This is a genomic window from Sorangium sp. So ce119, from assembly GCF_051524405.1.
Taxonomy (GTDB): Bacteria; Myxococcota_A; Polyangia; order Polyangiales; family Polyangiaceae; genus Sorangium; species Sorangium cellulosum_G.
Map to the genome: position 1 here is coordinate 10052525 of NZ_CP150310.1, position 18456 is coordinate 10070980.

Consider the following 18456-nt stretch of genomic DNA (forward strand, 5'->3'; position numbering starts at 1 on the left):
GGAGCGAGGCGATCGACTCGCCTCGCTCCGCGCGGTCGCCCCACGATGAGGCGCTCCCTGGACCTCCCTCATCGTGGAGCGCCTGGCGCGCACATGGACCGTCCGGGCCAACAGCCGTGCTGCCGAACGGCCAGCGTCGCTCGACACCTTCCTGAGATCGGTCCCCGGAGCGCCCTGAACCGGCGGCGGGGACGTCGTCGTCGCCGCAGGAGGTACGCAGTGCATCTGCTCAAGTACAGACCGAGCAAGCTCGCCGTCATTTCCCGGAACAATCGACAGGAGATCATCCAGACCGGCCTCACACGGCGCGACCTCATCAAGATGGGGCTGATCGCGGGGAGCGGCTTTCTGGTCACCAAGAGCGGGCTGAGCGCGCGCGCCGCCCTGAGCGCGTCGAGTAGCCCGCCCACCGAGCCGTTCGTGCAGCCGCTGCTCATCCCGCCCGTGGCGCAGCCGGTCTCCTTGACGCCTGCGCCGGGAGAGCTCCGGGTGGCGGGCGAAGCGCCGCGGGCGGCTCACCAGTTCTGGAGCCGGTTCCGGCCCCGGAGGACCTACGAGCTGGAAGCCAGGGAGCTCCAGCACCGCTTCCACCCCGAGCTGCCGGCGAGCACGGCCTGGGGCTGGGGCGGAACGGTGCCGGGAAGGACGATCATGGCGCGCTACGGCGAGCCGATCATCGTGCGTTTCCGCAACCGGCTGCCGACGGTCGCCGCCCACCGAGGGTTCGGCCGGCCCGAGCTCACGACCCACCTGCACAACATGCACACGGCGACCGAGAGCGACGGCTTCCCGACCGACTTCTACCCGACGGGCCTGTTCAAGGATCACCACTACGTCAACGCATTTGCCGGCTTCGACACCCCCGAGTTCGCGCCGCTCGGCGACCCGCGCGAGGCGCTCGGCACGCTCTGGTACCACGATCACCGGGTCGACTTCACGTCACAGAACGTCTACCGCGGCCTCGCCGGCTTCTATCTCGTCTTCGACGAGCTCGACTCGGGCGATGAGCAGGACAGGAACCCGCGGGCGCTGCGCCTGCCGAGCGGCGAGTTCGACGTGCCGCTCATGATCACGGACCGTGTCTTCGACGAGGACGGCCAGCTCTTCTTCGATCTGTTCAACCTCGATGGCATCCTCGGCGACAAGTTCGTCGTCAACGGCAGGATTCAGCCGTTCTTCAAGGTGGCGCGGCGCAAGTACCGCTTTCGCATCCTCAACGCTGGTCCATCGCGCTTCTACGAGTTCTTCCTGAGCAACAGGCTCCCCTTCACGATCATCTCGAGCGACGGCAACCTGCTGCCCAGCCCTGTCACGTCGAGGAGCGTGCGCGTCGCGGTGGCCGAGCGCGTGGACGTGATCGTCGACTTCAGCGACACGAACATCGGCGACAGGATCATCCTCGAGAACCGCCTGGAGCAGGACGACGGCCGCGGGCCGACGGGGGACATCTTGCGTGCCGGGCGGGGCAACGCCGTCCTGCGCTTCGACGTCGATCGAGACGCTCCGGACCCGAGCCGCGTGCCCGCGGCGCTGCGGCCGCTGCCCGCGATCAACGTCGCCGAGGCGGCCGCGGTGCGCGTGTGGGAGTTCGATCGCAGGCGCGGCGCGTGGGCCATCAACGACCAGTTCTTCGACGTCAACGTGATCAGGGCGAGCCCGCGCCGGAACACGGCCGAGATCTGGATCCTGCGCAACGACTCGGGCGGCTGGTCGCACCCGGTGCACATCCACCTCGAAGAGTTCCGGGTCCTCAGCATCGACGGCGAGCGGCCGCCCGCGCGGCTCGCCGGGCGCAAGGACGTCATCGAGATCGGCCGCGCCAACGGGAGCGAGGTGCAGCTCTTCATGCGCTTTCGCGATTTCGTCGGGCGCTACCCGATGCACTGCCACAACACGGTTCACGAAGACCACGCCATGATGCTCCGCTGGGACGTCGTCCCCCCCTGACGGAGAGAGAAAGAGGGCACCACCATGCTCATGTCGACTCGGCTCTTGCGGTGGGGGCTTTATGCGCTCTGCGCGATCGCCCCCGCGACGTACGTCCTGGCGAGCGAGGGGGTCCTGTCGAAGCCGCGGACCACCGCCCGCTTCGCGCCCGCCGCGAGGGGGTTCGGCGCAAGCTACTTCCCGAACGTGCCGCTGCGCACCCATGAAGGCAGAGAGGTCCGCCTCTACGACGACCTCCTGAAGGACAAGGCGGTCGTCATCAACTTCATGTACACGCGGTGCGAGGGCACCTGCCCTGGCACCACGGCCAACCTGCGCAAGGTCCAGCGTGAGCTCGGCGACGCCGTCGGACGGGACGTGTTCATGTACTCGTTCACGCTCAAGCCGGTGGAGGACACGCCCGAGGCGCTGCGCGCGTACGCCGAGGCCCACGACGTCGGGCCTGGTTGGCTCTTCCTGACGGGGAGCCCGGCCGATCTCGAGCTCGTGCGACAGCGGTTCGGCTTCGTCGACCCCGACCCGGACGTCGACGCCGACCGCTCGTCGCACGTCGGCGTGGTCCTGTACGGCAACGTCGCCCAGGAGCAGTGGGCTGGCTGCCCCTGCCTCTCGAACCCGCGGGTGATGGTCGAGCAGATCCTCTGGATGATCCCCGAGGAGAGGCGCCCGCTCATCGGGGTCGAGCCGCACGCCCCCGCGGAGATCAGCCAGATACCGCCGATCCAGCCTTGACCCGGGCCGATCACGGCGGCGTCTCCGGCTCCGCCACGACGCCAGAAGTCGCCGTGTCGCTCCCCCGGAGCGCCTCCCGTGAGGCCAGTCCAGGGGCGGCGCCAGCGTGGGCCGATCGAGCAGGACGCGCGCAGCGACTCCGGCGATCGCCGCCCGGCGTCACGCCCCTCATCCCTCCGGCCCTCGCCGCCGGGGCGCCGGCCGGCGCCGCGTCGTCGCCTCCGCGGCGAACGGCCTGTCGCCGGGGCGCAGCGCGCTGCGTTGCTCCGCGCCGAGCCGCTTCACCGCCGCCCGGAAGTCCTCCCGGCCCAGCCTGAGCCGGTTCTGGGCCGTGTTCTCGTTGATCTCCAGCTCGCGGGCGATCTCCACGACCGGGATGTCGAGCATGTCGTGCATCACCAGCATGACGCGCCGCTCGGGGAGCAGGCCGGCGAGCAGCGCGTCGATCACCTCGGCCCGCTCCGCCGCTTCCACCTGCTGCTCCAGGCGGGGGCGCCGGTCGACGTCGGCGAAGATCGCGCTGCTTTGCAGGCCCACCGGGATCTCGCGGCGCCGGAAGGCCCGCTCGCGGTAGTGCGTGAGCTGCCGCCACGCGATCCCGAAGAGCCACCGGTACAGCGGGTCCCACGCCCGACGCGCCCGCAGGCCGGCGAGGTAGGGGAGCACCCTGCTCAGCGGCACGAACTCGTCGGCGGCGTCCTCCTCGTCGTCGTCGCGCACCCCCAGCGCGGCGCGGAGCAGGCGGCTCGCGTTGAAGCTCTCCAGGCGGCGGTAGGCGACGAGGAGGATGTCGTGCAGCACGTCCTCGCGATCGTGCGGCGCGACGCCGTACCCGCGGAGCATCCTCCGGAGGAAGGGAGCGCCCACCTCGTGCACCACAGCGAAGCTGTGTTGTTTCTCGCGGACGGCGTTATCTGATCGAGATTCCACATATAATTTTTACGAGCCGTCATTCCGAGTCATTTGGGAACCCGCCTCCTCTCGCCAGAAACCCCGGTTTTTGCCGCAGTTTTTTTGTGACCGGCGCGCGACACGCCCGCGCCTCGCCAGCCCTCATGTCGCGTCCTGAATTCGATACTCGGTCACCAGAAGCCGTGACCAGGTCGTCGGGTGTCGGGTAACTTGAGCGTTTCCGCCGCGAAATGCGTGGGATGCCCCCCGGTCCGCCCGCCCCCCGCCGGCCTCGGCCGCGCTCTTTCCGGCGCTCGCCGCCGGCCTCACCGAGCTCGACGGCGCCTGCGGGCCCCCGCCCCGCCCGCCACCGCGCGCTCGCGCCCGCGGGCGCCGCCCGTGCCCGCCCGGGCCGCCCCCTTGCCGACCGCCCCCCCGGCCCGTAGGGTGACGGCGCCGTGCCCCTCCTCCAGCTCCGCCGCAGCGCCGGCGCCGCCGCCCGCGACCTCACCGCGTTCCTGCCGACGACCCGGGAGGAGATGCGCGCGCGGGGGTGGGACGCGCTCGACATCCTGCTCGTCAACGGCGACGCCTACGTCGACCACCCCGCCTTCGGCGCCGCCATCATCGGCCGCTTCCTCGAGGGGCGCGGGTTCCGTGTCGGAATCATCTCCCAGCCCCGCTACCAGGACACGAGCGACCTGCTGCGGATGGGGGTGCCCCGGCTCATGGTCGGGGTCACCGCCGGCAACCTCGACTCGATGCTCAACAAGCTCACCGCGCAGAAGAAGGTCCGCAGCGAGGACCAGTACTCGCCGGGCGGGCAGGTGGGCCTCCGCCCCAACCGGGCCTCGATCGTCTACGCCAACCTCTGCCGGCAGGCGTTCCCCGGCGTCCCCATCATCCTCGGCGGCATCGAGGCGTCGCTCCGGCGCATCGCCCACTACGACTACTGGTCCGACCAGGTCCGCCGCTCGGTCCTGCTCGACGCCAAGGCCGACCTGCTCCTCTTCGGCATGGGCGAGAAGGCCGTCTGGGAGGTCGCCGACCGCCTCCGCCGCGGCGAGCCCGTCCGCTCGATCCGCGACGTCCGCGGGACGGCCTTCCCCCTGCGCAAGGGCGAGTGGGAGCAGATCGAGGGCTCGCGCTACGTCGCCGACGGCAAGCCGGTGATCCTCCCGAGCTACGAGGAGGTCGCCGCGGACAGGCGCGCCTTCGCCGAGATGTCGCGCGCCTTCCAGTTCGAGACGAACCCCGGCAACGCGCGCCCGCTCCTCCAGGCGCACGGCGCCGAGGCGGTCTACTTCAACCCGCCCGCGTTCCCGCTGGAGACGTCCCAGATGGACGCGCTCTACGACCTGCCGTTCACCCGGGTGCCGCACTGGTCGTACGACGCGCCGATCCCCGCCTACGAGACGGTGAAGCACTCGGTCGTCACGATGCGCGGCTGCTTCGGCGGCTGCACGTTCTGCTCGATCACCGAGCACGAGGGCCGGGTCATCCAGTCGCGCTCGGCCGAGAGCATCCTGCGCGAGGTGCGGGCGCTCCGGCGCATGGACGGCTTCCGCGGCGTGCTCAGCGACCTCGGCGGGCCGACGGCGAACATGTACCAGATGCGGTGCAAGGAAGAGGCGATCGAGAACGCGTGCCGGCGGCTCTCGTGCGTCTTCCCGGAGGTCTGCGAGAACCTGAACACCGACCACGGCCCGCTGCTCAAGCTGATGAAGGCGGTGCGCGAGGAGGAGGGGATCAAGAAGGTCTTCATCGCCTCCGGCGTGCGCTACGACCTCGCCGAGCGGTCGCCCGAGTTCATCGAGGAGCTGGCCGCGCACCACACGGGCGGCCAGCTCTCGGTCGCCCCCGAGCACAGCAAGAAGGACGTGCTCGACAAGATGAAGAAGCCGGGCATCGAGAGCTACGAGCGCTTCGCCGAGCAGTTCCGGTGCGCGAGCGAGGAGGCCGGCAAGAACCAGTTCCTCGTGCCCTACTTCATCTCGGGGCACCCGGGCTCGACGCTCCGGGACATGGTCGACCTCGCCGTGTACCTGAAGAAGAACGGCATGCGGCCGCGCCAGGTGCAGGATTTCATCCCGACGCCGATGTCGATGGCCGCGTGCATGTACCACACGGGGATCGACCCGCTCACGCGCGAGCCGGTCTACACGGCGAAGGATCTGCGGGAGAAGAAGCTCCAGAAGGCGCTCTTGCTCTACTGGGATCCGGCGCACCACGACGAGGCGCGGGAGGCCTTGATCAAGGCGGGCCGCGGTGATCTCATCGGCACGAAGCCGCACTGCCTCGTGCCGCCTGCGGCCGGCAAGGGGGCGCCGCCGCGCTACCTCGCCAAGGTCCGCGGCGAGCGCCGTGGGAAGCCAGCCGATGCGACACACCGCCGAACCCGATAAGGACCGTACCTTCGCCGCGAAGCTCGGCGACCGCGGCCTGTTCCCGCACCTCGCGCCGCTCGTCTACGTGAACCACGCGGGCATCTCGCCCCCGTCGCGGCCGGTGCGCCTCGCGATGATCGCGCTGCTCGACGACTACGCCGCGCGGGGGGCGGCCGCGTTCCCGGCGTGGTTCGCGCAGCGCGCGCGGCTGCGCGAGAAGCTCGGCCGGCTGGTCGGGGCCGCGGCGCCGGCCGACGACATCGCGCTGGTGCAGAGCACGACGCGGGGGCTGAGCGACATCGCCCTCTGCTACCCCTGGCGTCCGCGCGACCGGGTGATCCTGTTCGAAGGGGAGTTCCCCGCCAACGTGACCCCGTGGCAGCGCGCGGCCGCGATGTTCGACCTGGAGGTCGTGTTCCTGCCGCTCGGCGGCTTCGCGGACGGCAGCGGCGCGGGCCTCGCGCGGCTCGAGGACGAGCTCCGGCGCGGCGCGCGGCTCGTCGCGGTGAGCGCGGTGCAGTTCCAGACGGGCCTCCGGATGCCGCTCGCCGCGATCGGCGCGCTCTGCCGCGCGCACGGGGCGGAGCTCTGCGTCGATGGCGTCCAGGCGGTCGGCGCGACGCCGGTGGACGTCGAGGCGGCGGGGATCGACTACCTGGCGTGCGGCGGCCACAAGTGGCTGATGGGCCTGGAGGGCACGGGCTTCCTGTACATCCGCCGCGAGCGCCTGCCGGCGCTGCGGCCCGCGGTCGCGGGCTGGCTGAGCCACGAGGACGGCGTGAGCTTCCTGCTGCAGGGCCCGGGGCACCTCCGGTACGACCGGCCGATCCGGCAGCGGGCCGACTTCGTGGAGGGGGGCAACCTCAACGCGGGGGGCTACGCCGGGCTCGAGGCGGCGGTGGATCTCATCCTGCAGATCGGGGTCGAGCGGATCCACGAGCACGCGAATCGCTTTCTTGATCCGCTCGAGGAGGCGCTCCGGGAGCGCGGCTGGGAGAGCCTCCGCGCGGAGGATCCGGCCTTGCGGGGGTGCGCGCTCGGGGTGAGGCCGCCGGGCGGCGCCTCGGTGGTGGAGCTCCACCGCGAGCTCACCGCGCTCGGGATCGCGTGCGCGATCCCGGACGGCGTGCTGCGGTTCTCGCCGCACTGGCCGAACGCGCTGGACGAGTGGGAGCAGGTGCTGCTCTCGACGGACGAGGCGCTGGCGCGGGTCCGGAAGGGGTGAGGCGCCCCCGGTAGAACCGGGGGGTGGCCGGGGTTCTCCCCTGGGTCGGCGCGGGGCGCCCTCCCCCGGGGCGCCGGAGGCTCTCCGGGAGCGGCCCGCGCCCGCGGCGCAGAGCCGGAGGCGGAGCGAGAGACCGACGTTTCCGGCGCCTCGTGGCCCGGCACGAAAATGCTCGGCAGCCGGTTGACTAGTAAAACCTCTTATTGTAAGCATCACTTATGATCGCCCGCGCGCAACGCCGCGGGCGATCGCCGCAGGCCACGCGAGGGAGAGAGAGGCACGGTAGGCGCCTTTGGCGCGCCGCACGGCCCCGGGTCTGGCGAACGTCGCCATGTTCGCCCGGCCGACGTGTATCTCCGGCCGCGGCATTGCCGACGAGACCAGGGGAGGTCGTTACATGCTCACAGAACGTCTTGCACACGATGATGGAGATGCGCGGGGAGCCCTTGTAACTCGGACGACTTGCTCGACCATGAGCGCCAGCTTCGACGCGCTCGTGCGCTGCCACAGGGCGGTGCTCTACCGACGGGCGTTGCGGCTCACGGGCAACGAGACCGATGCGGCCGATCTCGTCCAGGACACGCTGGAAAGGGCGATGCGACGCCTGCCGAGCGACCTCTCCGAGCCTGACGCTTGCGCGTGGCTTCATGCCACCATGCGGAATCTGTTCTTCGACCGCCGCCGCGCCTATGAGCACCGCTGCCGGACCGACCTCACCGAAGAGGCCTTGTCGTCGCTCCCGAGCCCCGATCCCGAAGAGCAGCCGGAGTGGTGCTCCCTCCCGGTCGAGACGCTGCGCGACGGCATCGAGCAGCTCGAGAGGCCCCTGCGCGAGGTCATGATGCTGAAGTTCGAAGTAGGGCTCTCCCAGATGGAGATCGCCGGCCGCCTGAACATCCCTCCCGCGACCGTCGGCACCCGGGTGTTCCGCGCGAAGAAGAAGCTGCGGATACTGCTCTTTGACAAGACGCCGGGCAGGCGCGGCAAGCTGCGGGAGGTCCCGGAAACGCCGATGACGTCCGCGATACGCCCGGCAGTCGAGCTGACCTGAAGCGAGATCACGGCGCCTCGTGAACGCGGCATCCCGGCGCTCGGCCCGGCGCGTCCCACGCGACGACGCCGGCGAGCGCGAGGCGATCCCATCGAATCTCCTTCACCGGAGTCAACTCGGACCCTCCGGAAGCTCCGCCCCTTCAACCGAGCGGCGCGTCCCACGCACGGTGAGCCAGCGGCGATGGTCGGCGCAGCGCGTCGGAGATCGTCCCCCTCCGCTGCGCGTCCGGGCCTCGGACGGCGTGCCGTCAACGTACGGCGCATGTGCGCGGCTCGGCGCGGACCCCGCACCGTTCGCCTCGTCGGCTCCCTCCGTGAGCGGGCGGAACAGCGGTATTTCAGCCAGATGAACGCCGCGTTGCCTTGACATATGATACGCACGCTTACAAAAAGGTTCCATGCAAAATCTGGCTAGCTGCCCCGTAGCACCGGGGCGCATGGCCGAGGTGTGCCCGCGCTCGGACGGCTGTCCCGCGGCCGCGCCTGCGGCGCGCGCCCCACGGCACGACGTGAAAAACCCGCTGGCTCGATCGTTCTCCTTACGAGCGGCAGCGGCGATGTCCTGTCGCCCGAGGCACGCCGGGGGGTCCCTGTGAAGGCCACCAAGACTGCACAGGCGATGCCCCTCAAAGCATCGCGGTTCACAACCCCAAAGGAAAGTGCTGGATTCTTGTTGTGGCAGCTATCGAACGCCTGGCACCGCCGGATCCGAAAGGAGCTGGAAGCGGTTGACCTGACTCACGTGCAATTCGTGTTGCTGGCCGGGATCGCCTGGCTGAATCGCACGCAGAGTGATGTTACCCAGGTCGATCTTGCGCGGCACACCAAGATCGACGTCATGACGACCTCTCAGGTGTTGCGGGTCCTCGAGAGCAGAGGGCTTGTCCTACGCAAGCCGCACAAGCACGACGCGCGCGCGAAGTGCATGGTGCTGGCGTCCGAGAGCGAGGCGCTCCTCAAGCGCGCCATCAAGCTGGTCGAGAACGCGGACGAGAGCTTCTTCGCTCCGCTCGGGTCGGATCTCGACCAGTTCAGTCACGCGATGAAACTGCTGATCGAAACGTCCGAGACCTGAGGGTCTACCTCGCCTCGGCCGCGCCGATCAGCGATGACGGAGCGGCCTCGCGAGCACGCGCGCCCGCTCCAAGGAGGCAGTGTCATGCTGACGGAGTCGGTCGCCATCAAGCGCGACGTCGAATCGGTATATCGCGCGTTCGCGGATCTCACGACGTGGAAGAGGGTGCTGCCCGACGTTCTCGGCGTCGAGATCGTCTACGACGACGGCAAGCACCAGGAGTTCCTCATGACCGTCAGCCGGCCCGCCGGGCCGGAGACGGTCCGGGGGATCCGGTTCTGCACCCCGAGCGAGCGCATCGAGCTCGTCCAGCCCAAGCCGCCCCCCTCGTTCCGGCGCATGGTCGGCGTCTGGACGTTCGCGCAGAAAGGGAGCGTGACCGAGGTCAAGGCCGAGCGGTGGTTCGACCTGCTCGAGTCGACGCCCGAGGCCATCGAGGGGTTCAAGTCCCGGCTCGGCACGTACCTTCGCACGAACCTCAACCACTTCAAGGCGCACCTGGAGGCGGCCCCGTGACCACGCTCATCGTCGAGGGGATAGTCCCCCTACCAGCGGCGTCCACCGTCCAGACGTTCTGGTCGCTGGAGAGGTTGCGCGAGAGCTGGCCGGCCATCGTCGCCTTCGACGTGCACTACGAGGACGACGCGCACCAGGAGGTGAGCATGGTCGTCGATCGCGACGGGGAGCTCGAGCACATCCGGGTCGTGCGGTTCCTCCGCGGCAACGACGTCGAGTTCTTCAACCCGGTCGCGCCGCCCGCGATGACGTTCCACCGCGGGCTGTGGGCGGTGACCCCGTTCTCCGCCGACAGGTCGCACGTGCGCATCGAGCGCGAGTACGAGCTGAGGCGCCTCGCCGCGGAGGACGACGCCATGTTCGTCGAGCGGCGCGCGCGGTTCCGGGCGGCGTTCCGCGCCCGGCTCGAGGCGATCCTCGCGTCGGTCGGCGCCGAGCGCCGGCCCGCGGCTCCCTCGGGCCGGCGCGCCAGCAAGGAAGGAGGATCGTGATGCGCTCGCTGGAAGATATCGTCGTGATCGGCGGAGGTGCTGCCGGCGCCGCGGCCGCCATCCTCCTCGCCCAGGCCGGGCGCCGCGTCGTCGTGCTCGAGCGCAGCAGCGAGCCGGCGCCGCACTTGCCGGAGACGTACCTCGGCCTGCGCCCGGAGCTCGTTCAGCGCCTCGGCATCGAGGACGTCATCCGGCGCTCGCTGGGCGCGCCCCCGTCGATCTCGTACCGGCGCCTCGGCGCGCCCGCCGTATTCCGCATCGATCTGACGGTCGAGGCGGCGGCGGGGGGCGACGGGCTCACCCTGGATCGGACCACCTTCGACGCGCTCCTGCTCGACAGGGCGGCCGCGGCGGGCGCGGAGATCCGCCGCGGCGCGACGGTCGAGTCGGTCACCTTCGAGGCGGACGCGACCGCGATCGTGCGGTATGCGGCCGGAGGGACGACAGCGGAGCATCGCGCGAGCGCCGTCATCGACGCGAGCGGCAAGACGGGCGTGCTCCGCAAGGCGCTCTCGCTGCCCGTCCGGACCCGGAAGCTCGACGACCGGGTGGCCGTCTTCTCGCACTTCACGGGCGGCCACCTGGAGCAGCTCGTCCACCCGGCGGGCATGTCCGTGGCGGGGTTCGAGGACGGCTACCTGCTCGTCGCGCCGATGCGGTCGCGCACGAGCGTGATCGCCGTCGTGGGCGAGGCGGCCGCAGAGCGGGCAGGCCGAGCGCCAGCCCGCGTCTTCGAGGCGGCCGTCGCGCGGTGGCCAGCGCTGAAGGACGCGATCGCCGCGTCCCGACCCTGCTTGCCCGTGATCCCTGCGCTCAACGAGTCGATCGAGTGCGAGCGGCTCGCCGGGCCGGGGTTCTTGCTCGCCGGCGACGCGGCGGCGTTCATCGACCCCTTCTTCTGCCCGGGGCTCTCCACCGCGCTCGGGATGGGGGAGCTCGCCGCAGACGTGCTCTCGGCGGGCGGCGGGCTCCTCGGCGAGGCCTACGAGCGCGGCGCCGCGGCGCTGCTCTCCCAGAAGCGCGCCGCCGCGTTCCGGTGGCTCGACGGGCCCGAGGGCGAGGGCGCCGCGCGCGCCTTCGCCGACCCGCATATGCCGTGGATCGTGCCCGCGTTCTTCCTCGGCCTGTTCGCCGGCGCCGGCGCGCGCTGGGCGCCCCCCGCCGCGAGCGGCGTGGAGCGCGTCTCCCGCGCCGCGCGCGATCTCTACGCCACACTCTGAGAGGACGACATGACGATTCAACTGGCGATCTCGCCGCCGAAGCGCCCCCGAGCGCGCGCGTTCCCGTCCACGATGATGGCTTTTTTGCGCGACCTCGAGGCGAACAACAACACCCGCTGGTTCCACGAGAACCGGGAGCGCTACCATGAGGAGGTTGTCGAGCCGCTGAAGAAGTTCATCGCCGACCTGCGCCCCTGGCTGCTCGCGCTGAACCCGTCGCTCGACGTGTCCTACAAGGTGAACACCACGGTGATGCGCATCAACCGCGATCGCCGCTTCGCCCCGGGCGCGCCGCCCTACCGCGGGTACGTCAAGGTGTCTTTCCCCCTCCAGGCGCACAAGTGGTCGACCGATCCGGTCTTCGGGTTCGGGATCTTCCCCTCGTACGCCTACGTCGCGTTCCGCAACGCCGGTGAGAAGAGGCGTCCCTTCGTCGACCGCTACTTCGAGAACCTGCGGCGGCACCGGCGCCTCGTCGAGCGGTGGGCGACCACGTTCGACATCCCCTCCCGGCTGGTCCTGCTCGGGGGCGAGCACGACGCCGTGGAGGCGGAGGGCCCATGCCCCTCGGGGTCGGCGGACTGGCTCGCCATCGAGGACCCGACCGTCGGCGCCCACTGGACGAGCAAGGCGATCGACCGCCTCGGCCGGTCGTTCAACGACGTGGTGCTCGAGAAGCTCACCCTGGTCTATTTCCTCAAGCTGCTCGCGGTCAGCGACGACGTGCCGCGCGACGCGGAGGCTTACTTCGAGGTCGCGAGGGCGCGATGCGGTTCATCGACCTCAGCGTGATCCTCGAGCCCACGCGCGCCGAGCCCGTGCCCACGGAGATCGGCTATGTGAGCCACGAGGAAGGGGCGGACATCCTCGGCAAGCCCGCTGGCATCGATCGCCGGCATTTTCCGGACGGCATGGGCCTGTCGCTCGAGTACGTGCGCCTCACGTCCCACTCGGGGACGCACGTCGATGCGCCCTCGCACTACGGACCGACGTGCGAAGGCGCGCCGGCGAGGTCGATCGAGGAGCTGCCGCTCGAGTGGTTCTTCCAGGACGGCGTCGTCCTCGACTGCCCCGGCGACGTCCGCGACGGGCCGGTGACGCGCGGCGAGCTGCTCGAGCAGCTCGACCGCATCGAGTACCGGCTCAAGCCGCTCGATATCGTGCTCATCCGCACGGGCGCCGACCGGCTCTGGCCGACCGCGGAGTATTTCACGAACTTCCGCGGCGTGACCGAGGACGCGACCGCCTTCCTCGTCGAGGCGGGGATCAAGGTGATCGGCGTGGACAGCTTCGGCTTCGATCCGCCCTTTGGCGAGATGCTCGCCGAGTACGAGCGGACCGGCAGGCAGGACGCGCTGTGGCCCGCGCACTTCTACGGCCGCAAGCGAGAGTATTGCCAGATCGAGCGGCTCGCCTACCTCGACCGGATCCCCCGCCCCCACGGGTTCCGCGTGGCCTGCTTCCCCATCAAGATCAAGCGCGCTGGCGCCGGCTGGAGCCGCGTCGTCGCGCTCGTCCCCTGAGCTCCCCCCAGACCAGCGCGTCGAGCGCCGCCGGCCCTGGAGCCGCCTCCACGGAGCGCGACCACCTCCACGGAAACCGACGGCGCTGGTGTTCCTCGTCGAACGGATCGCCGGCCGAAACACAGAAGATCCCAGCTCGCCCATTCACAAGAGCAGGATGTCCACGCCGAGAATTAGCGGAATGGTGAGATACGTCGATCGTTGATCGGACGTGCGGGCCGCCGAGCTCAAGCGCCGGACCAGGGGGGACGGAGCGCGGGACGGGGACCACGGCTCGACGGAGCTCACGCGCGCGCGACGACATGACGTGTCGTCGCGAACCGCCGACCCATAACCTGCGGGATCGCCTCCTCTCGCCGACGGCGCGCCGCGCCGAGGCGCGGTGAAAGCGGGACCGCTCGTGCCGGCCGAGACCAACGACCGGCGAGGAGTGCCCGACCATGCTCTCTCAGACTCAGCCCTATGCGGAGAGGTGCCGCCTCCCGTTCATCCTCTACCCGCCCGCGATGTGGACCAACCGCGAAGGACACGACTTCTCCGATCGGCTCGCGCTCGATCAGACCGCGGGCGACTACGTAGTCTACGTGTCGGTCCCGTTCTGCCGGGTACGCTGCAAGGCCTGCCCGTACTTCATCAACACGCTCTCTCCGGAGGACCCGAAAGGGGAGGAGAACCGCTACCTGAACGCCCTCATCCGCGACATCGAGCGGTGGGGCAGCTACCCGCGCTGGAAGGAGGGCCGCTGCCGCGCCGTGTACATCGGCGGAGGGACCGGCTCGATCCTCACGACGAAGAACCTGGAGCGCCTCGTGAACGCGATCCAGAAGAGCTTCCCGCTCGCGGAGGGGTACGGGTTCACCCTCGAGGGCAACGCGCGGGACTTCGACGAGCCCAAGCTCGATTACGTCGCGAGCTCGGCGATCAACCGGGTGAGCCTCGGCGTGCAGTCGTTCCACCCCGAGGTCCTCAAGATCGTGGGCTCCCCCCACGCAGCCGAGGAGAGCGCGCGCGTCATCACGGCCCTCCACGAGCGCGGGCTGAAGGACGTGTCGCTCGATCTCATGTACAACATGCCGCTCCACACCCTCGCGGAGTGGCAGAGCGACCTGGAGCGCGTGCAGGACCTCGGCGTCACGCACTTCACGATCTACCTTTACCGGATCCACGAGGGGACGGCCCAGGACCTGCTCATCAAGCAGGGCAAGATCCCGCCCGTCCGCGACCCCGAGTCGCCGGAGGTGATCCAGATGCGCCGGGAGGCGACGCGGTTCGCCGAGCGCCTCGGCTACCGCGAGTACATGTTCGATCACTTCGCGAAGCCCGGGTTCGAGAGCCAGTACATGCTCTGGTCGTGGCGCGAGGCGGACAAGGACGCGCTCGCCATCGGCCCTGGCGCCTACAGCTACATCAACGGCTACCGCGTGGGCACGGACAAGGACGTCGACGGCTACGTGGCCGACGTGGATCGGGGACGGCACCGGTTCTCGACGGTGTCGGTCAAGATGGACGATCGCGGCCGGCGCGAGCGCTACGTGATCTTCGCCTTCGAGTTCTTCCACATCGACTTCGCGCATTACAAGCAGACCTTCGGCACGAGCTTCCTCGACGACTGGGGCGATCTCGCGCGCAAGCTCGAGCGGAAGGGCCTCGTCGACCTCCTCCCCGACCGGATGCAGCTCACCGAGCTCGGGCGCGAGTGGCGCGCCAACATCCTGCTCGAGTTCGTCAATCCGGCGTACTGGAACGACCGCGCGGCGCTGCGCGAGCGCAACTGGTCGATGAACACGCCGATGGTCCAGATCGTCGCCAACGACCGCAAGAAGTGGCTCGGCGAGGTCGAGGCCGCAGCCGGGTAATCGCACCGACAACAAGCCCTCTTCACGCAGCGAGCAGGAGTATGTTGCAAGCACCCACCGTTCTTCTCTTCCCCGGCCAGGGCAGCCAGAGCCAGGGGATGGGCGCGGAGCTCGCGCGTTACCGCGAGGTCCATGACGCGATGCTCGAGGCGTCCGACGTCCTCGGCCTCGACGTCCTCGCGCTGTGCTGCACGGACGGCGACGAGCGGCTGCGGAGGACGGAGCTCACGCAGCCGGCGATCCTCACGATCAGCGTCGGGGTCCTCCGCGCGCTCCAGGCGCGGACCGGCCTGCGCCCCGACGCCGTCGCGGGGCACAGCCTCGGTGAATACTCGGCGCTGGTCGCGGCGGGGGGGCTCCGCTTCGACGACGCGCTCCGCCTGGTCCGCGCCCGCGGGCAGCACATGGCGGAGGCGAGCGGGGACGACTCCACCATGCTCGCCTACCTCGGGAGCGCGGTGGAGGAGGTGGAGGACCTCTGCACGAGCAACCGGGGCCCGGGGGCCGTGGTGGAGGTCGCGAACTACAACGCGCCGACGCAGCTCGTGCTCAGCGGCCACACGGCCGCGCTGCGCTCGGTCGCCGCCGGCATCGAGGCGCGAGCGCTCGGCTCGGTCGTATGGCTCTCCGTGAGCGGCGCGTTCCACTCGTCGCTCATGGAGCCGGTCGCCGCGCCGATGCGGGCGCTGCTCGACGCCGTGGGCGTGGCGCCGCTCTCGTGCGCCCTCGCCGCCAACGTCGACGCGCGCATCTACGAGAGGGGCGCCTACGGGCCAGAGCAGCTCGTCCGGCAGCTCACCGAGCCGGTGCTCTGGATCCAGAGCGTGCGCGCGATCGAGCGCGAGCTCGGCGCGCCGCTCTGGATCGAGATCGGCCCCGGCAACGTGCTCGAGAAACTCGTGAAGAGGTCAGTCGCAGCCGGGACGGTCGCGTCGACGCGCTCGCCCCTCGCGATGGAGCGCGCGCTGCGGCTGATCGAAGAGGCGATGTCGCGCGCCGCGCTCGCCGTTGGGACATGAACCGAAGATGGCTCGCTCTGTCGATCTCTCTTTATTGGAGGACCCCATGATCAGCGAATTCATCGAAGCACTGCGGACCATGGACATCGACGTGGACGGCGTGGACGCCGACACCCGGCTCGGCGCCGACCTCGGGATGGACTCGCAGGAGATCGTCGATCTCAGGAGGAATCTCAACAGCCGGTTCGGGGTCAAGATCCCGGAGCGCGCGCTCCGGAAGACCACGACCGTCAAGGAGGCGCTCGATCTCATCGAATCCCTGAAGCCGGTCGGCGCCGCGGCGCCGACCGCGGATCGCCGGGGCTCGTGCGAAGCGAAGGCGGTCCTCGGCGCACGGGCGGCGGACGCGTACCGCGCGCTCTTCGAGCTCGCGGGCTGGACGCAGCACCTGCCGCACGTGCTCGCGGTCGATATCAAATACGACGACGGCCGTTATCAGGAGTTCACGATGACGGTCCAGTCGAAGACGGGCACGATCAACGTGCGCTCGATCCGGCGGTGCGACGGCGGCGATTCGATCGAGTTCTTCCAGCCGCAGCCGCCGGCCTTCCTCCTCGAGCACTCGGGCGGATGGCGCTTCACCCCGCTGTCGCCCGACACCTGCGAGGTCGTCACCTATCACCGCTGGAAGGTGAACCCCGCGACGTCGCAGGATATCTACGGCGGCAGCCCCGAGGAGCAGGACGAGAAGATCCGCGTACAGCTCCTCGAGCACGCGGAGTTCGCGCTGCATTGCTGGAAGAAGGCGCTCGAGTCGGGCGCCCTCAAGCGGCCGCGCGAGCGCGACGACGAGCCCGCTCCGACCTCCCTCAAGCCGCGAGGGCGCCATGCAGTACTTACCGTTTGATCGGGCGACCTCGGTCGCGAGGCCCGCGGACGCGGTGGCCGCCTTCATCGCGCACGTCCCGAACCTGCCGCGCTGGACGCGGTTCTTCGTGGAGGTCGGCGGGGAGAGCGAGGGCGGTTATCGGGTGACGACCCAGGTAGGCCCCGCGGTCTCCTGGACCGAGGTCGATCGGAGCGGCGACGCGCGCGAGGTCTCGATCTGCACCCGGTTCCCCGACCGGCAGGAGCGCGCGCGCGTCGACGTGGTCGGCGGCGAGGGGAGCACGAGCGTGCGGTTCCACGTGCGCCTGCCGGACGCGTGGCCGGAGGAGCGGAGGGCGAGCGTGATCCGGCAGCTGGAGGGGGAGCTCGCCACGTTGAAGGGGCTTCTGGAGGGCGGAGGCGCGCAATGCGTGGAGCAAAGGACATGAGATCGCGGAGCAGGGTCGTCGTCACCGGCATGGGCGCGGTGACGCCGATCGGCGTCGGCGTGGGCGCCTTCTGGGAGCGCTGCGTGCAGGGGACCTCGGGGGTCCAGCGCATCCGCGAGTTTCCGATCCCCGAAGGGCGGAGCGCCATCGCCGGGATCGTCGACGGGTTCGACGCCCCGGCCGGCGTGGACCGGAGCCTCGCCTTCGCCCTCGCGGCGGGCCGCGAGGCGACCCGGGCGGCGGGCATCGAGGCGCCGAAGAGCGCCGCCGAAGCGGACGCGCGGAGCGTGCACATCTCGACGGCGATCGCGCAGATCGGCGAGATGGAGCGGGAGTTCGTCCGGCAATCCAAGGGGCGCCGCGACCCGATCGGCGCGGTCCCCGCCGCGCCATCGGCCGCCGCCGGCGACGCGAGGGCGCTCCGGGCGTTCCAGTTCAACACCGTCGCGTCGGCGCTCCACGCCGAGCTCGGCTTCAGCGGCGGGTGCACGACGATCCCGACCGGGTGCACGGGCGGGCTCGACGCCATCGGCTACGCGATGCAGGCGATCCGCGACGGCGAAGCGGATCTCGTGGTCACCGGGGCGACCGAGGCCCCGATCACGCCGCTCGTCGTCGCTGCCTTCGGGATGATCGGCGCGACGTCGCTCCGCAACGCCGAGCCCGAGCGCGCGAGCCGGCCGTTCGACGTCGATCGCGACGGCTTCGTCCTCGCGGAGGGGTGCGCGCTCCTCGTCCTGGAGTCGCTGGAGCACGCGCGCGCCCGGGGCGCCACGATCCTCGCGGAGGTCGCCGGGTACGGCAGCGTCAACAACTGCTATCACATGACGGACATCCCCGAGGCCGGCGAGCAGATCGCCGAGTCGGCCGTCCGCGCGCTGGCCGACGCCGGGGTGTCCGCCGATCGGATCGACGCGATCAACGCGCACGGCTCGTCGACGCCGCAGAACGACGTGGCCGAGACGCAGGCGTACCACCGGCTCTTCGGCCCCCGCGCGGAGCGGATCCCGGTCACGTCGATCAAATCGCAGATCGGTCACCCGCTGTCGGCGTCGAACGCCATCGAGGTCGTCTCGGTGGTGCAGTCGCTCGTGACCGGGATCGTGCCGCCGACGATCAACCATGATCGGCGCGATCCGCGCTGCGCGCTCGACGTCGTGGGCAACGTCGCGCGCGAGACGCGGCCGACCTGCGTGCTCAAGACGAGCAGCGGATTCTCCGGGATCCACTCGAGCCTCGTAATCCGGAAGTGGGAAGGGTGAGGT

General features: G+C 70.3%; 17 protein-coding genes. 16 read left to right on the forward strand and 1 reads right to left on the reverse strand.

The window, feature by feature from the left end:
- Window positions 1–219 precede the first annotated feature (219 nt).
- Both WME76_RS38030 and WME76_RS38035 read left to right on the forward strand, forming a co-directional pair.
- Entirely contained in the window at window positions 220–1947 is a 1728-nt protein-coding gene (locus WME76_RS38030; RefSeq protein ID WP_437957055.1) for a multicopper oxidase family protein, read from the forward strand.
- A 24-nt stretch (window positions 1948–1971) separates the two neighbouring features.
- Window positions 1972–2679, forward strand: coding sequence for an SCO family protein (locus tag WME76_RS38035; RefSeq protein WP_437957056.1), 708 nt, complete (start codon window positions 1972–1974; stop codon window positions 2677–2679).
- Window positions 2680–2847: 168 nt separating this feature from the next.
- On the opposite strand, the gene WME76_RS38040 is transcribed toward WME76_RS38035, so the two are convergent.
- Complete coding sequence (locus WME76_RS38040) at window positions 2848–3609, reverse strand: RNA polymerase sigma factor (protein WP_437957057.1); 762 nt, start codon at window positions 3607–3609, stop codon at window positions 2848–2850.
- Between the two features lie 419 nt (window positions 3610–4028).
- Between WME76_RS38040 and WME76_RS38045 the strand changes: the two genes are divergently transcribed.
- From WME76_RS38045 to WME76_RS38110, 14 genes are all read left to right on the forward strand, one after another.
- Window positions 4029–5975, forward strand: a complete 1947-nt coding sequence (locus tag WME76_RS38045; protein WP_437957058.1) for a YgiQ family radical SAM protein — start codon at window positions 4029–4031, stop codon at window positions 5973–5975.
- Entirely contained in the window at window positions 5950–7182 is a 1233-nt protein-coding gene (locus WME76_RS38050) for an aminotransferase class V-fold PLP-dependent enzyme (RefSeq protein ID WP_437957059.1), read from the forward strand. The genes WME76_RS38045 and WME76_RS38050 overlap by 26 nt, the downstream gene beginning before the upstream one ends.
- 472 nt (window positions 7183–7654) lie before the next feature.
- Window positions 7655–8233 carry an RNA polymerase sigma factor gene (locus WME76_RS38055; protein ID WP_437957060.1) on the forward strand — a complete coding sequence of 193 codons (579 nt, stop codon included), beginning with the start codon at window positions 7655–7657 and terminating at the stop codon, window positions 8231–8233.
- Window positions 8234–8683: 450 nt separating this feature from the next.
- A complete protein-coding gene (locus WME76_RS38060) occupies window positions 8684–9310 on the forward strand; it encodes a MarR family winged helix-turn-helix transcriptional regulator (protein WP_437957061.1) in 627 nt (208 codons plus the stop codon).
- Between the two features lie 84 nt (window positions 9311–9394).
- A complete protein-coding gene (locus tag WME76_RS38065) occupies window positions 9395–9826 on the forward strand; it encodes an SRPBCC family protein (protein ID WP_437957062.1) in 432 nt (143 codons plus the stop codon).
- Window positions 9823–10317, forward strand: a complete 495-nt coding sequence (locus WME76_RS38070) for a hypothetical protein (RefSeq protein ID WP_437957063.1) — start codon at window positions 9823–9825, stop codon at window positions 10315–10317. The genes WME76_RS38065 and WME76_RS38070 overlap by 4 nt, the downstream gene beginning before the upstream one ends.
- Window positions 10317–11537, forward strand: a complete 1221-nt coding sequence (locus WME76_RS38075; protein ID WP_437957064.1) for an NAD(P)/FAD-dependent oxidoreductase — start codon at window positions 10317–10319, stop codon at window positions 11535–11537. The genes WME76_RS38070 and WME76_RS38075 overlap by 1 nt, the downstream gene beginning before the upstream one ends.
- Before the next feature lie 9 nt (window positions 11538–11546).
- Complete coding sequence (locus WME76_RS38080; protein ID WP_437957065.1) at window positions 11547–12329, forward strand: DUF2461 family protein; 783 nt, start codon at window positions 11547–11549, stop codon at window positions 12327–12329.
- Window positions 12305–13060, forward strand: coding sequence for a cyclase family protein (locus tag WME76_RS38085; protein ID WP_437957066.1), 756 nt, complete (start codon window positions 12305–12307; stop codon window positions 13058–13060). The genes WME76_RS38080 and WME76_RS38085 overlap by 25 nt, the downstream gene beginning before the upstream one ends.
- Window positions 13061–13500: 440 nt before the next feature.
- Window positions 13501–14916, forward strand: coding sequence for a coproporphyrinogen-III oxidase family protein (locus tag WME76_RS38090; RefSeq protein WP_437957067.1), 1416 nt, complete (start codon window positions 13501–13503; stop codon window positions 14914–14916).
- A gap of 41 nt (window positions 14917–14957) precedes the next feature.
- On the forward strand, window positions 14958–15935 hold the full coding sequence (fabD, locus tag WME76_RS38095) for an ACP S-malonyltransferase (protein ID WP_437957068.1): 978 nt from the start codon (window positions 14958–14960) through the stop codon (window positions 15933–15935).
- A 46-nt stretch (window positions 15936–15981) separates the two neighbouring features.
- Window positions 15982–16782, forward strand: coding sequence for a phosphopantetheine-binding protein (locus WME76_RS38100; protein ID WP_437957069.1), 801 nt, complete (start codon window positions 15982–15984; stop codon window positions 16780–16782).
- The gene (locus WME76_RS38105; protein WP_437957070.1) at window positions 16763–17191 is read left to right on the forward strand and encodes a hypothetical protein; all 429 of its coding nucleotides are present in this window, start codon (window positions 16763–16765) and stop codon (window positions 17189–17191) included. Before WME76_RS38100 ends, WME76_RS38105 begins: the two co-directional genes overlap by 20 nt.
- Window positions 17188–18453: a beta-ketoacyl-[acyl-carrier-protein] synthase family protein gene (locus WME76_RS38110; protein ID WP_437957071.1), complete on the forward strand. Its 1266-nt coding sequence runs from the start codon at window positions 17188–17190 to the stop codon at window positions 18451–18453. The genes WME76_RS38105 and WME76_RS38110 overlap by 4 nt, the downstream gene beginning before the upstream one ends.
- Window positions 18454–18456: the final 3 nt, after the last annotated feature.